Consider the following 13,182-nt stretch of genomic DNA (forward strand, 5'->3'; position numbering starts at 1 on the left):
GTGCGCCGCCAGGGACTCGAACCCCGGACCCGCTGATTAAGAGTCAGCTGCTCTAACCAACTGAGCTAGCGGCGCCTGCTGACGTCGTAGACCTTAGCATCCTGGTCGGCGGGAGGAAAAATCGAAATCCGCACCGCTGAGCGGGCCGCCCGGACGGCCGCCCAGAGCAGTACCTCGGGGCCGGGGAGCCAGGGCTGACGGGTGTCGGGGGCGACGAGCCAGCGGGACGCGGAGCGGCGGGCGGGGGAGGTGCCCTCCGACGGCGCCGGGACGGTCACGGCGTCGCCGGTGCCGTGGCAGAGCAGCGGCGGCACCGCGTCCGTGCGGTTGGTCTCCCGGCCGTCCCGCGCGCCCCACTCCTCCCACTCCAGGAGGGCGGGGAGCCGCTGGGCCGTCCCCGGGGCGGTGAACAGCAGGATCCGTCCCCGGAACTCCGCGACCGGGCCCGAGCCCGGGCCGTCGTCCCACAGCCGGTCGAGCATCCGCCTGCCGAACATCGAGGGCGCGCTGACCACGTCGAAGACCGCCCCGCAGGGCAGCACGACCGGTGCGTCCGGCCGCTCCTCCCAGAGGGCGAGCGTGCTTCGCGGATACGTTCCTGCCGAGGCGAGCCAGGCGGCCCCGTCCGGGGTGACATCGGAGGCGTTCCATGTGCTGCTCATGGCACCAAGGTCTACCCGCCGTGAGCGTCCGGTTCCCGAGGGTTGCGGGAAATCGGGACAGGAGGGGGTGGGAGGGAGTATCTTGCCCGCCTGGCATATGCCAGGTGATCGGGAAGGGCTTGTTCTACGCGGTCTCGCCGGGCCTCCGGCCCTCTGCGTCGCCCCGCATCAGGTCCCGCCCGAACTCGACCATCTTCTTGGCGTAGTCCTCGGTCCACTCGGCCCGCTCGGCGATGTCCGCCGTCGTCAGCCGGTCGAACCTCCGCGGGTCGGCCAGCTGTGCCGCGGCCATCGCCTGGAACTCCACCGCCCGGTCCGCCGCGGCCCGGAACGCCAGCGTCAGCTCCGTCGCCCGGGCCAGCAGGGCCCGGGGGTCGTCGATCGACTCGAGGTCGAAGAAGTGCTCAGGGTCGGAGGCCGCCTCCGCGGGCTCGAAGAGCAGGGGCGCGGGGCGTAGCCGCGGTTCGTTCCGACGCGGCGTGGGCTCCGCCATGTCTTCTCCTCCTCGTACGTCGCGCTGGCCCTCCCCCGCGGGCGGGGGCTCCCAGGTGGAGTGGGCCACCGTCCATTGTCTCGCGGGCGCGCAAGTGGGCATCGCGGTAGTGGGTACGGCCGCCCCACCACCCGGTGTTCGTCAGGGCCTCCCGGACACGCCCTGTTCCGGCCAGATCACGGCCGCCACCCCACCCGGTGCTCCGCCAGGTGCGCGAGCACCGCGTGGTTCGCCTCCCAGCCGTCCGGGAACTTCACCACCGTCCCCAGTTGCACCGGCTCCGTCGACGGATAGTCGTCCAGCAGGTCGGTCACCCCCGCTCGGCAGACCACGATGCAGGCGTGCCGGTGGCGGGAGGCCAGGACGCACAGGCGGCCCGTCTCCAGGTGGAAGGCCGTGGCGTCCGGGCGGCCGGAGAGGGGGTGGAGAACCACCGTGACGTCGTACTCCCGTCCTTGCAGCCGGTTCGCCGTGTCCACGACCACGTCGGTGACACCGAGGCCGGCCAGGGCGGTGCGGACCGCGGCTGCCTGGTCCCGGTGGGCCGTGCCCACGGCGATCCGGTCCGCCGTCAGGGGCGAGGGGTCCGGTGAGCGTTCGGAGGTCGCCGCGCCGCCGCGGTCCATCAGGCGGCGCACCACCGTCGCCACCGCCCCGACCGCCTCCGGGTCCGTACGCGGTGTGTGCCGGGCGGGCAGCTCCAGCAGGCCCCAGCCCGACGCGGCCGCTTCGTCGATCACCCGGTCGGGGCCCGAGCCGTCCGACGGCACGCCGAAGGCCAGGGTCCGGTCGCCGGGGCCGGTGCCGCTGCGGAACGGGGTGTAGGGGTAGAACGCGTCCGAGACCAGGGGCGCGGCCGAGGCCGGAAGCCGCCAGGAGACCGGCAGCCGGTGCTGCGGCAGGTCCGGGTTGTGCGCGAGCAGGGTCGTCACCGCCGAGGCCGACGGGTCGTACGCCAGACCCGCCCACTGCTCGCTGCCCACGATCGCGAACGGATCCAGCTGCCCCGGGTCGCCCACGAACAGCGCCCGCTCGAACAGCCCGGCCACCGCGAGCAGCGAGTCGGACCGCATCTGGTACGCCTCGTCGACGATCGCGTGCCGCCACGGCTCGTCGACCTTGACGTGCGCCCACTTCGCCGCGGTCGAGATCACCACCGCCAGCCCGGCGAGGTCGGCGGCCTTGGCCGACTTGCGTACGTTCTCCAGGCCGTCGAGCGCCTTGTCGTACGGGTCGGAGTCGCTGCTGTGCAGCCGGCCCACCGGCAGCTCCGGGTTCTTCTCGGCGAGCCGCAGGACCAGATCGTCGACCTGCGCGTTGGTCTGCGCGACCACCATCAACGGGTGGCCCGCCTCCGCCAGTTCCAGCGCCGCGCGGACCACCAGCGTGGACTTGCCCGCGCCCGGCGGGGAGTCCACCACGACCCCGCGCGCGGTGCCGTGCAGGGTGTCGCGCAGGATCGCGTCGGTGGCCTGCCCCGCAGCGGCCGAGGGGTCGAACACCGTGGTCACAGCACATCCTCCTCGGTCACCGGGTCGGCTGCCTCCAGGACCGCCTCACCGGGCGGCCCACCGTGCGTCCACGGCGTCTCCTCCGGGTCCGGCAGCTTCGCGCCGCCCCGCTGCTCGTGCTCGAAGAGCGTGAAGCAGACCCGCTCGCCCTTCTCCGGCACCGAACCCGGCTCCGGCTCCTTGCTCCGGCCCATCTTGTCGAGGATCCGCAGCACTACGTACGCGCCGCCCTCCTCGTCCGCCACGAACTCCGCCGACTGCGGCTTCCCGCCCAGCGACCGGTAGACCTTCGTCCGCACGCCGAGCTGCGGCCGGTCGTCCGTGCGCACCGTGACCAGGGGGCGGGGGCTCGGCCGCTTGCCGTCGCTGTACGCCATCACGACATCCGTGACCTCACCCGCGAACGCCTCCCCGGACAGTCGCCGGCCCGCCATCACCAGCGGGTCGTCGAGGGCCTCCTGCGCCTCCAGCCGGGCCTGCTCGCGCTCGCGCGTGGCGAGCTTGTTCGCCGCCGTGACCGCGTCGTCGCGGCGCGGCTGCGGGGGCTCCCCGGCCAGCACCCGGTCGCGGTGACCGGTGAACGACCAGCGGTCGCGGGTCCACCGCTCCTCGACCCGCGCCCCCTCGGGCAGCTCCCGCAGCAGGTCCAGGCCCCGCCAGACCGCGTCCCAGGTGGGCCGGGTGCTGCTGAGCACCAGGTCGCGCATCTCCCGCTCGGCGGCGGTCAGCGCCCCGAGCCGGTCGTCCGCCTCCAGGCCGTCCTCCGCGGCGGCGAGGGCGGTGCGGGCCCGGTCGTAGCGCTCGATGGCCGGGGCGAGCAGCTTGTTGTCGAACGCCGGGTCGGTGGCCGGGCCGGCCGGCGGGCACGTCAGCTGGCCCCGCTCGTCCCGCTCCAGCTCGGCCCGCAGCGCGGCCTCGGCGCCGGTGACGCCCTCCGGCGGGTCGATCCAGGCCAGCAGGGCCCCCAGGTGCTGGTCCTCCAGGGTGGACTGCCCGGTCACCCAGTGCCGGCCCAGCAGGTCGGTCATCGCCAGCAGCAGCGAGGAGCCGGGCACCCGGGCCCGCTCCCCGAAGTGCGTCAGCCACCGCCCGAGCAGCGGCACCCGGGGCGGCGCCGGGTAGGGAGCCTCCGGATCCTGCTCCGCCGTACGCCGGAACCGCATCGAGCGCCCGAGCAGCCGCACCAGGTCGATGCCCGCGCGGCTCGGCACGATCAGCTGCGGCGCGTCCGCACACAGATCGACCTCGACCTTGACGCGCTTGCCGGTCTCCGGGTCGGTCTCGGTGCGCTCGGCGGCCTCCACCGCCTCGGCGTAGGAGTCGACGTACGGCAGCACGACGTCGGCCAGGTCGGCCAGGAACGCGAACCTCAGGTCGCGGTCGCGGGGCTGCGGGACGGCCAGCAGACGCGGCGCGTCCCGGTCGGTGCCGACCAGCGCGCCGAGCGGAGCGCCCGCCTCGCCGGCGGTGATCAGCGGCACCATCACCAGCGGGCGCTCGCCGAGATGACGGTGCCGGACGGTGGCGGCGGGCTGGGCGCGGCCCGTGCTGACGGCTTCGAGGCGGGCCAGGGTGGAGATCAGCGACACGCCGCCTCCAGTGCCTCGGCGCGCAGGGCGGCCGCCCGCCGCAGGGCCGCCACGGCCGGGTCGCCGGGGTCGCCCGCCTCGCCGCGCGCGGCCGCCAGGACCTCCTCCACGGTCGTCAGACCGCCCAGCTCCGCCCGGACCGGACGCCCGAGCGTGGTCACCGCGCCCTCCTCGCGGGAGCGGGCCCGGCAGTGGAAGGCCAGTTCGCACGCGGACAGGCACTCGGGCGCGTACGTCGCCGGGACCGACTCCACGGCCGCCGTCAGCTCCTCGACGGGCAGCTCCGGCGAGAAGCAGGTGCCCTCGGGAAGCGCGTCGGCGATCTCCTCGATGCGGGTCAGCCGGGCCAGCTGACGGGCCGTGACCGCCCGCTGCTTGCGGATGTCGACGGCGGACGCGGCCGGCAGGTTGGAGAAGTCCCGGGGGCACACCAGCAGGACCCGGTGCCGCACCCGCGGGGCCGGGGACCCTTCCGGGGCGAGACGGGCCGCGACCTCCTCCAGGGCCAGCACGTACACCGCCGCCTGCCGGGCCGCCGCCCCGACCTTCGCCGGATCCGCCGACCCGTCCAGCAGGGGGAAGGACTTGATCTCGACGACCGTCCAGCCGCCGTCCGGATGGACCACCACCGCGTCCGGCTCCAGGAACGCGGGGGAGCCCGCGACGTCCAGCGCGAGCATCGGATGGTCGAGCAGCGTCCACGCGCCCGGATGCGCGGTGGCCTCCCGCAGCTCCAGCTCCGTACGGGCCGTGCGCCCCTGCGGGCCGGACGCCGTCAGGTCGGGCACACGCGCGCCGGAGGGCGGTTCGGCGGACCGGTCGAGCTTCTCGTGCACCAGCCGCAGCAGCTCCGCGCCGCCGTCGGCCTTGACCTTCGCCTCGAAGGCGTTGCCCCGGGTGAGCGCGAACTGCGACTGCCCGAACGCCGCCGGCGAACCCAGCGCGCTCGCCAGGGCCGTCTTGTTCACCCCGGCGCCGTCGAGGATCGCGCGCCGCGCACAACCGGGGTTGGCGGCCAGCGCCGCCAGGGCGCGCGCGTCCAGTGCCTTCGCGGGTACGTCGGGGCCGCGCAGCTCAGCGAGCTGCTGCCGGAGCGCCGTCCCCCGCGTCCTTGGGGGAGGCACCCGGCTCGGCTCCCGCTCCGTGCCGCGACTCGCGCTGCCGTGGAATTCGCTCACCCGCGGAAGTCTGGCATCCAGCACTGACAATCGAGGAACCTGCGGCGGAAGAGTCCGCCGTGACCGGTGCGACGCGCGGCACGAACCGTGCCTTGACCCGGTCCGACGTGCGCATCACGGCGGGGGCCAGCAGCAGTCCGACGCCCATGACGGCCGCGCCAGCGACCGCGTCGAGGAAGTAGTGGTTGGCGGTGCCCATCACGACGATCGTCGTGATCAGGGGGTAGGCGACGGCAGCCGTCTTCGTCAGGCGCGTACCGCCGAAGCGCCACAGCATCACCCCGCACCACAGGGCCCAGCCCACGTGCAGACTCGGCATGGCCGCGTACTGGTTGGTCATGTCCCCCATGCCGCGCGGCGCGCTCGCGGCGCCGCCCCACCAGCCGTACGAGCTGTACTGCGCCATCGTGTCCACGAAGCCGTGGCTCGCGTCGAGGAGCCGGGGCGGGCAGGTCGGCAGCAGGGTGAAGCCGATCAGGCCGATGAGGGTGGACGTCATGAGCCAGGTGCGCGCAGCGCGGTAGCGCACGGTGCGGGAGCGGAAGAGCCACACCAGGACCACCGGTGTGACCAGGTAGTGCAGTGACGCGTACCAGAAGTCGGCGGGTATGCCTATCCAGGCCTCGCGCGTGAAGAGGCGGTTGAGGGGGTGCTCGAAGTTGAGGTACAGCGCCTTCTCGAAGCGCAGGATCGTCAGACCGTGGTCGACGGCGCCGGAGACGTCGCCGCGGGCGAGGAGCCGGCCGGCCGAGTAGAACCCGTACACCAGAAGGATCAGCGGCAGCTCGGTCCACCAGCGCAGCCTGGGCGCGGGGGCCGCCTCGGTGCCCGGTGTCTCGGTGTGCTGCATCCGATCGTCCTCCCCCTTCGTCATCACGCGTTAGCCCGGTCGGCCGTGCCACTTTACGGTGTGGACCCGCGCCCCGGGGGGCGCCTTGGGCCCTCAAAGACGCAGAGATCGCCCCCCGGGTTGCCCGCGGGGGGCGTGCGCGATGATGGAGGAGTTCCCCGTGCGTCGTTCTTCTCGCGTTGTTCTTCCGGAAAGGTGCCCCATGCCCGCGCGCATCCTGCTGGCCCGCCACGGACAGACCGAGTGGTCCCTGTCCGGCAAGCACACGGGCAGGACGGACGTGCCGCTCCTGGAGGAGGGCCGGCGCGGCGCCGAGCGGCTGGGCGAGCGCCTGCACCGGGCGCCGTACGACGGCCTGGCCGGCGTCGAGATCCGCACCAGCCCGCTGGCACGCGCGCGTGAGACCTGCGAACTGGCCGGCTTCGGCGACCGCGCGCGCACCTGGGACGCCTTGCTGGAGTGGGACTACGGGGCGTACGAGGGCATGACCCCCGCGGACATCCAGGCCGTCCGGCCCGGCTGGCTGATCTGGCGCGACGGGGTGCCGGGCGGGGAGTCGCTCGCCGAGGTCACGGCCCGGGCCGACGAAGTGGTCTCCTGGGCCCGCTCCGAGGACCGCGACGTCCTGGTCTTCGCCCACGGGCACATCCTGCGCTCCATCGGGGCGCGGTGGCTGGGCCTCCCGATCGACTTCGCGGCCCGGATCCGGCTGAACCCCACGTCCCTGTCGGTGCTGGGCTGGGCCTACGGCGAGCCGGCCATCGAGAGCTGGAACGACCTGGGGCACCTCGCCCAGGGCGTGCCGGGCGTCGCCCGGCAGGTGTGACGTTCGCAACAGCCCCTCAGGTCGTGCGCGGCGACGAGGCGTGCCTCTCCAGGAAGGCCGACACCCCGGAGGCCCTGCGGTGCGGCAGCAGCACGCGCGCCGTCGCCGCCAGCATCGTCTGCACCCGGGACGACTGGACCTCCTCCAGCAGATCCAGCACCCGCATCCCCGCCACCGCGGCCTCGTCCGGCCTGCCCCCGCGCGCGAGGTCGTCCGCCAGCTCCGCCGTGTAGAGGGCGATGTTCCGGGTGAAGTGCGGATCCTGGAGCGCGGCGGCCCGGCGTGCGTGCCGTGCCGCCCGGGGCCAGTCGCCGAGTGTGGACCAGCACTGCGCCTCCAGGCCCTCCAGTTCGGCCTCCCCGTAGAAGCTCATCCACTCCGGGTCGGCGTCCGAGGGGCCCCGCTCGAAGAAGGCCTGCGCCCGGACCAGTGCCTGTTCGCAGCCGACGCGGTCGGCGAGCCCCGCCCAGCCGCCCGCCTCGCGCAGCGCGAGCAGCGACATCAGCCGGGCCGAGCCCACCGGGCGGGCGACCCGCTGCGCGGCCTGGGCCGCCCGGACCGCCTCGCGCGGCCGGCCCGCGTCGCGCGCGAGGAACGCCGTGTTGCAGAAGGCGTGCGCCTCCAGGCCCGCGTCACCGGTCATCCGGGCGGTCGCGAGGGCCTCCGCGTAGTGCGAGCGGGCGTCGTCGAAGCGCCCCGAGTCGTGGGCCAGCCAGCCCACGGAGATGGCCAGTTCACCGGCGCCCGAGTAGAGCCGGTCCGCCGTGGTCTGCCGGGTCGTGCCGGCGTCCAGCAGGGCGTAGGCCGCGCGCAGCGGGGCGGCGGCGCGCCGGTAGAGGCCGTCGGCCCCGTGCCGGTCGTCCAGCAGCCGGATCCGGCGGACGGCTTCTTCCAGGGCGCCCGCGTCGCTCGCCCCGGCGCGGTGCACGGGGCGCTGCGCCGCCGCGGCGTCGAGGGCGAGGCCGACGGGCCCCAGTGAGGCGGCGGCCACCGTGGCGCCTCCGCCGGTCATGAACGCGCGACGTAGCACGTCGCTCTCCTCGTAGGTGTCGTGCGGGTGGTGCGGGTCGTACGGGTTCTGCGTTTCATACGGCTCGCTCGCGCCGCTGGTCTCACTCGTGGCGTTCGCCGGGTTCGCGGTGCGCGTCAGGGGCGCGCCATCGGTTTCGCGCGCCCGGCGTCCGCGTACCGACGAGCGGGGCGCGAACCCCAGGTCTGTGAGCGTGCGGCCTGGGAACATGTGCAGGAACACCCGTTCGTACGCGTAGTTGGGGCAGCGGATCTCGCCCGCTTCGACCCGGCCGATGTACCGCGCGTCACAGCTGACCTGCTCGCCGATCTCGAGCCCGGCCCGGCGGATCGCCGCGGCGAACTCGGCCGGTGAGCGCTGTCCGCGCAGTCGCCGGAAGACGAGGTTCGGCCGTGGCGGCCGGTGGGGTTGAGACGAGGTCAACGATGACGACGCCATGGCCGGGTCCTCCCGTGCGAACCGTCGAACCATGCCGGATGCGGGGCGACTTGTCGCGATATGCCCGCAAGGTCTGCCCCGTGTCCGGCGAGCAAGAACGTACCTGCTGTGATGGAGCCGCCACGCTGGGTTTGGCTACAAACCGGATATCTCATCCGTGATCTGCCATGAAGTGCCATCCTTTGCGGCCGACTTCCGCCGTAGCCCTTGACGGTCCGCCGCGTTGAACTCTGCGGACCGGGAGGCCCCCGACTCCCGACCGCTCGTCCAAGCAGGGCTTTTCGTGGTGGAGGCCGGATGGAGACCAGCCGGATCAACGATCCTCGTACGTCGCCGGGCAGACCGGCGGCCGGCTGCGATGTGGTGACGGTGCCGGCGCGGCAGGGGCTGGAGGCGGTCGACATCCTGCGGCGCGGACCGGGGGACGCGGTGGGACCCGTGCTGCACGACGACGGCGGCGACACCCTCGGCTTCCTGGTGCCGCCGGGGACGGCCGCCGCGTGGGACGTGCCGGGGAGCACCTGCACGGAGACCGACGGCCGCGGACTGCCCCTGGCGCCCGAACCCCCCGGGGCGGGCTCGGACTGGCTGCTGCCGCCCGGCGAGGCCGACCTCGCGACCGACCCCGCGGTGCTGCGCGAGGCCCTGGGGGAGGCCGCCCGGATGATCAAGGCGGCCGACAGCTGTCGCTGAGGCGCCCCGGGCACCGGGCCGGGGGAGCACGCACCCGGGTAGGGCGCGGGAGGCGGACACTCACCGGGCCGGGGGAGCGGACCTGCACCGGGCCGCGGGAGCGTACATCCCGCTTAACAGGCCACCCCGATAATGACGCCATGGGAAAGTCCAAGGGCGGCCGGCGCAGACAGGCCGGTGCGGAGGCCGTCGTCGAGAGCGTCGACGGCGGGCTCGCCGAGCTGATCCCCGACCGCGAGCGGCCCCGGGCCTGGACGCTGGTGATCGACGGGGCCCCGCAGTCGCACGTCGACCTGGACGACCCGGCGTACCTGTCCTTCGAGTACCAGCGCCGCCTCGGGCACGTGATCGACCTCGTGGCCCCGCCCGGCCGGCCCGTGCACGCCGTGCACCTCGGCGGCGGCGCCCTCACCCTCGCCCGCTACGTCGCCGCGACCCGGCCCCGCTCCACCCAGCAGGTCGTCGAACGGGACGGCCCCCTCGTCCAACTGGTCCGCCGCGAGCTGCCGCTGGATCCGAACGCACGCATACGGGTGCGCTCCACCGATGCCCGCGAGGGTCTCGCCAAGGTGCCGGACGGCTGGGCCGACCTCGTCATCACCGACGTGTTCAGCGGGGCCCGGACGCCGGCCCACCTCACCTCGACCGAGTTCCTGGACGACGTGCGCAGGGCCCTCAAGCCCGGCGGTGTCTACGCCGCGAACCTCGCCGACGGGCCGCCGCTCGCGCACCTGCGCGGCCAGATCGCCACCGCCGCCGCCCGTTTCGAGCGGCTCGCGCTGGTCGCGGACCCGGCGGTGCTGCGGGGCAAGCGCTTCGGGAACGCCGTCCTGGTCGCCTCCGACCACCCCCTGCCGACAGCAGAACTGACCCGCCTCGCCGCCTCCGACCCGCATCCCGCCCGGGTCGAGCACGGCAGGACGCTCACGGACTTCACCGGCGGGGCCGCGCCCGTCACGGACATCGCGGCGGTGGCGTCGCCGGCGCCACCGGCGTCGGTCTTCAGATGACCGGTCACGGCACTCGGCCCGGAGGGGCGCCGACGGCGGCGCTCGGCACTCAGTAGGTCCCGATCTCCACCCGCGGCGGGCCGTCGTGCCACGTGCAGAACACCGACACCCGGTCCGCACCCGAGGAGAACTCCACGCGGATCCACGACTCCGTCTTCCACACCTGCATCGACCAGCCCGCCCCGGGCGTCGCCGAGACGAGCGAGGCGGAGGTCTTCCCCAGATCGAAGACCGCCCGGCCGCCGTCGGTGTCATAGCTCTTCACCCGGCCCGCGGCGGCGGGGGCTGTGCTGGGCGAGGGCGAGACCGTCGGAGCGGGGCTCGGGCTCCCGGCCGTTGACGCCGGGGGCGTGCTCGGCTCCCGCCGCTTCGGCGGAGGCGTCCGCTCCGGCGGCGTGGCCGGCGCCCTGGGCTCCCGCGTGGCCGCGTCGGCGGCCTTGATGGGCAGCGCGCGCGGCGGATCGTAGGCCGTTCCCGCCATCACCGTGTGGACGCCCCACCACGACAGCGTGACCGCCGCGCCCGTGGCGAGCAGCCATGCCAGTCCGTGTACGAGTCCTCTGCGCATCGCGGGCCATACTGCCTCACGCACCACACCTGCCCCGCGAGATGTCCGCAAAAGGGGCCGTGCGGTGGTCCGTTGTCCCCAGCCGGGGAGTTGTCCACAGGCCCGCACCCGGCTGTTCGAGATGGCGTACGGTGCGGCGCATGGCAAGTGTGCTCGTGGTCGAGGACGACCAGTTCGTACGCTCGGCGCTGATCCGGCACCTGACCGACGCCTCGCACACCGTGCGCAGCGTCGGGACGGCACTGGAGGCGCTGCGCGAGGTCGCCCATCTCCGTTTCGACGTGGTGATCCTGGACCTCGGACTGCCCGATCTCGACGGGTCCGAGGCCCTGAAGATGCTGCGCGGGATCACCGACGTGCCGGTGATCGTCGCCACAGCCCGGGACGACGAGACGGAGATCGTCCGGCTGCTGAACGCCGGGGCGGACGACTACCTGACCAAGCCCTTCTCGGTGGAGCACCTCTCGGCCCGCATGGCGGCCGTGCTGCGCCGCGCCCGCTCCGGCGCCGCGGAAGGGGAGCCGTCCCCCGTGATCCGGGTCGGCGGCCTGACGGTCGACCCGCTGCGCCGCCGGGCCGAGCTGGACGGCGCCCGACTCGACCTCACCCGCCGTGAGTTCGACCTGCTCGCCTTCCTGGCCCGCAGGCCCGGCGTCGTCGTCCCGCGCAAGGAGCTGCTGGCCGAGGTGTGGCAGCAGTCCTACGGCGACGACCAGACCATCGACGTCCATCTGTCCTGGCTGCGCAGGAAACTGGGCGAGACGGCGGCCAGCCCGCGCTATCTGCACACCCTCCGGGGCGTCGGTGTGAAGCTCGAACCACCGGGGGCGGGGGCTCCGCGATGAGGTGGGCGCTGGTCAAGGTGTCGCTGGCGGTGACCACCATGGTCGTGGTCGCCTTCGCGGTGCCGCTCGGCCTCGTCATTCGCGAGATGGCCCGCGACCGCGCCTTCTCCAACGCCGAGCGGGAGGCCGCGGCCGTCGCCCCCGCCCTGTCCATCACCACCGACCGCGACCAGCTGGAGCGGGTCGTCGCCTCCGCCGGCTCCGACGCCGGGATGGCCGTGCACCTCCCGGCGGGCGACGGACAGGCAGCCCTCGAACTGGGGCGCCGGCGCGCCGCCGAAGCCGACATCGCGGCCGTGCGGAAGCTCGGCCGCGCCTCCACCAGCGGCGTCGCCGGCGGCTCGACACTGCTCCAGCCGGTCGCCCTCAGCACCGGCAAGATCGCGGTCGTCGAGGTGTACGTGCCGGAGTCCGAGGTCACCAACGGCGTGGGCACGGCCTGGGCGGTGCTCGCCGCGGTCGGGGTGGCGCTGATCCTCGGCTCGGTCGCGGTCGCCGACCGGCTGGGCGTCCGTATGGTCCGGCCCGCGCAGCGCCTGGTCGAAGGGGCTCACGACCTGGGGGAAGGGCGGCTCGGGGCCCGCGTCCCCGAGGAGGGCCCGACCGAACTGCGGCTCGCGGCGGTCGCGTTCAACTCCATGGCCGACCAGGTCGTCCAGCTCCTGGCGAACGAGCGGGAGCTGGCGGCGGACCTGTCCCACCGGCTGCGGACGCCCCTGACCGTGCTGCGGCTCAACACCGCCTCGCTCGGCGAGGGACCGGCCGCCGACCAGACCCGCACCGCGGTGGAGCAGCTGGAGCGGGAGGTCGACACCATCATCCGTACGGCCCGGGAGGCCAAGCCGCAGACGGCCGCGGCCGGTCCGGGCGCCGGGTGCGACGCGGCCGAGGTGGTCCGGGAGCGGATGGCGTTCTGGTCGGCGCTCGCCGAGGACGAGGGCCGCAAGTGGCGGGTGGCGGGGGCCGACCGCCCGGTGCGCATACCCGTGGCCCGCGCCGACCTGGCCGCCGCGCTCGACGCGCTGCTCGGCAACGTCTTCCGGCACACCGCGGAGGGCACCGCCTTCGCCGTCGACGTGCACAACGGCGAGGACGCGGTGATCGTCCTCGTCTCCGACGCGGGCCCCGGCATACCCGATCCCGAGGCCGCGATGGCGCGGGGCCGCGGCTCCGGGAGCGACGGCTCGACCGGGCTCGGCCTGGACATCGTGCGCCGGCTGGCGGAGTCCACCGGCGGGGACGTACGGATCGGCTCCTCGGTGCTCGGCGGCGCGGAGGTGCGCATCTGGATCCAGCTGGACGGCCGCGCACCGGCGACCGGAGGGCACCGGCAGCCGCGGCGGCGCCGCCCCGGCCGGCTCGCGGCCGCGTACCACCGCTCCCGGTCCCACTGAGCGCTCCGCCGAGCCGCCTTCACGGGACGGTTACGTTTCGACAAATGGAGGAAACGACTCTTGACGCATGACCGGACACACGGCTGTTATTGCGC

The 13,182-nt window shown here is 74.4% G+C and carries 13 protein-coding genes and 1 tRNA gene; 5 read left to right on the top strand and 9 right to left on the bottom strand.

The genetic code is table 11. The annotated features are described in order from the left end of the window. Position 1 precedes the first annotated feature (1 nt). From GTY56_RS03340 to GTY56_RS03370, 7 genes are all read right to left on the bottom strand, one after another. Positions 2 to 75, bottom strand: a tRNA-Lys gene (locus tag GTY56_RS03340). After that, positions 66 to 662 carry a bifunctional DNA primase/polymerase gene (locus GTY56_RS03345; RefSeq protein WP_161362306.1) on the bottom strand — a complete coding sequence of 199 codons (597 nt, stop codon included), beginning with the start codon at positions 660 to 662 and terminating at the stop codon, positions 66 to 68. Before GTY56_RS03345 ends, GTY56_RS03340 begins: the two co-directional genes overlap by 10 nt. A 124-nt stretch (positions 663 to 786) precedes the next feature. Beyond that, the gene (locus GTY56_RS03350) at positions 787 to 1,155 is read right to left on the bottom strand and encodes a DUF8844 domain-containing protein (protein ID WP_161362308.1); all 369 of its coding nucleotides are present in this window, start codon (positions 1,153 to 1,155) and stop codon (positions 787 to 789) included. Between the two features lie 176 nt (positions 1,156 to 1,331). After that, positions 1,332 to 2,666, bottom strand: a complete 1,335-nt coding sequence (locus GTY56_RS03355) for an AAA family ATPase (protein ID WP_161362310.1) — start codon at positions 2,664 to 2,666, stop codon at positions 1,332 to 1,334. Beyond that, positions 2,663 to 4,255 carry an amino acid adenylation domain-containing protein gene (locus GTY56_RS03360; protein WP_161362312.1) on the bottom strand — a complete coding sequence of 531 codons (1,593 nt, stop codon included), beginning with the start codon at positions 4,253 to 4,255 and terminating at the stop codon, positions 2,663 to 2,665. The genes GTY56_RS03355 and GTY56_RS03360 overlap by 4 nt, the downstream gene beginning before the upstream one ends. Continuing rightward, positions 4,246 to 5,379 carry a hypothetical protein gene (locus GTY56_RS03365; protein WP_161362313.1) on the bottom strand — a complete coding sequence of 378 codons (1,134 nt, stop codon included), beginning with the start codon at positions 5,377 to 5,379 and terminating at the stop codon, positions 4,246 to 4,248. Before GTY56_RS03365 ends, GTY56_RS03360 begins: the two co-directional genes overlap by 10 nt. Beyond that, positions 5,330 to 6,283 (bottom strand): phosphatase PAP2 family protein, encoded by a 954-nt coding sequence (locus GTY56_RS03370; protein ID WP_161362315.1) that lies wholly within the window; start codon positions 6,281 to 6,283, stop codon positions 5,330 to 5,332. The genes GTY56_RS03365 and GTY56_RS03370 overlap by 50 nt, the downstream gene beginning before the upstream one ends. A 202-nt stretch (positions 6,284 to 6,485) precedes the next feature. On the opposite strand from GTY56_RS03370, the gene GTY56_RS03375 reads away from it, so the two are divergent. Further along, positions 6,486 to 7,109: a histidine phosphatase family protein gene (locus GTY56_RS03375; RefSeq protein WP_161362317.1), complete on the top strand. Its 624-nt coding sequence runs from the start codon at positions 6,486 to 6,488 to the stop codon at positions 7,107 to 7,109. A gap of 16 nt (positions 7,110 to 7,125) precedes the next feature. On the opposite strand, the gene GTY56_RS03380 is transcribed toward GTY56_RS03375, so the two are convergent. Further along, a complete protein-coding gene (locus GTY56_RS03380; protein ID WP_161362319.1) occupies positions 7,126 to 8,577 on the bottom strand; it encodes an NsdA family TPR-like regulatory protein in 1,452 nt (483 codons plus the stop codon). 297 nt (positions 8,578 to 8,874) lie between these two features. On the opposite strand from GTY56_RS03380, the gene GTY56_RS03385 reads away from it, so the two are divergent. Together GTY56_RS03385 and GTY56_RS03390 are read left to right on the top strand one after the other, a co-directional pair. After that, on the top strand, positions 8,875 to 9,270 hold the full coding sequence (locus GTY56_RS03385) for a hypothetical protein (protein ID WP_161362321.1): 396 nt from the start codon (positions 8,875 to 8,877) through the stop codon (positions 9,268 to 9,270). 140 nt (positions 9,271 to 9,410) lie between these two features. Beyond that, positions 9,411 to 10,280, top strand: coding sequence for a spermidine synthase (locus GTY56_RS03390; RefSeq protein ID WP_161362323.1), 870 nt, complete (start codon positions 9,411 to 9,413; stop codon positions 10,278 to 10,280). A gap of 49 nt (positions 10,281 to 10,329) precedes the next feature. Here GTY56_RS03390 and GTY56_RS03395 read toward each other — a convergent pair whose 3' ends face one another. Next, positions 10,330 to 10,848, bottom strand: a complete 519-nt coding sequence (locus GTY56_RS03395; RefSeq protein ID WP_161362325.1) for a hypothetical protein — start codon at positions 10,846 to 10,848, stop codon at positions 10,330 to 10,332. A 140-nt stretch (positions 10,849 to 10,988) separates the two neighbouring features. Here GTY56_RS03395 and GTY56_RS03400 point away from each other — a divergent pair, with 140 nt between their 5' ends. Both GTY56_RS03400 and GTY56_RS03405 read left to right on the top strand, forming a co-directional pair. After that, positions 10,989 to 11,693: a response regulator transcription factor gene (locus GTY56_RS03400; protein ID WP_161362327.1), complete on the top strand. Its 705-nt coding sequence runs from the start codon at positions 10,989 to 10,991 to the stop codon at positions 11,691 to 11,693. Then, positions 11,690 to 13,087 carry a sensor histidine kinase gene (locus tag GTY56_RS03405; protein WP_161362329.1) on the top strand — a complete coding sequence of 466 codons (1,398 nt, stop codon included), beginning with the start codon at positions 11,690 to 11,692 and terminating at the stop codon, positions 13,085 to 13,087. Before GTY56_RS03400 ends, GTY56_RS03405 begins: the two co-directional genes overlap by 4 nt. The last annotated feature ends 95 nt before the right edge of the window (positions 13,088 to 13,182 follow it).

Origin of the sequence: Streptomyces sp. SID5643 (genome assembly GCF_009872555.1) — a bacterium.
Classification (GTDB): domain Bacteria; phylum Actinomycetota; class Actinomycetes; order Streptomycetales; family Streptomycetaceae; genus Streptomyces; species Streptomyces iakyrus.

Excerpts from the sequence above, each read along its gene's own strand:
- GTY56_RS03350 (WP_161362308.1), bottom strand. The coding sequence starts at position 1,155 with ATGGCGGAGCCCACGCCGCGTCGGAACGAACCGCGGCTACGCCCCGCG.
- GTY56_RS03370 (WP_161362315.1), bottom strand. The coding sequence starts at position 6,283 with ATGCAGCACACCGAGACACCGGGCACCGAGGCGGCCCCCGCGCCCAGG.
- GTY56_RS03345 (WP_161362306.1), bottom strand. The coding sequence starts at position 662 with ATGAGCAGCACATGGAACGCCTCCGATGTCACCCCGGACGGGGCCGCC.
- GTY56_RS03400 (WP_161362327.1), top strand. The coding sequence starts at position 10,989 with ATGGCAAGTGTGCTCGTGGTCGAGGACGACCAGTTCGTACGCTCGGCG.
- GTY56_RS03395 (WP_161362325.1), bottom strand. The coding sequence starts at position 10,848 with ATGCGCAGAGGACTCGTACACGGACTGGCATGGCTGCTCGCCACGGGC.
- GTY56_RS03390 (WP_161362323.1), top strand. The coding sequence starts at position 9,411 with ATGGGAAAGTCCAAGGGCGGCCGGCGCAGACAGGCCGGTGCGGAGGCC.
- GTY56_RS03405 (WP_161362329.1), top strand. The coding sequence starts at position 11,690 with ATGAGGTGGGCGCTGGTCAAGGTGTCGCTGGCGGTGACCACCATGGTC.
- GTY56_RS03385 (WP_161362321.1), top strand. The coding sequence starts at position 8,875 with ATGGAGACCAGCCGGATCAACGATCCTCGTACGTCGCCGGGCAGACCG.
- GTY56_RS03380 (WP_161362319.1), bottom strand. The coding sequence starts at position 8,577 with ATGGCGTCGTCATCGTTGACCTCGTCTCAACCCCACCGGCCGCCACGG.
- GTY56_RS03375 (WP_161362317.1), top strand. The coding sequence starts at position 6,486 with ATGCCCGCGCGCATCCTGCTGGCCCGCCACGGACAGACCGAGTGGTCC.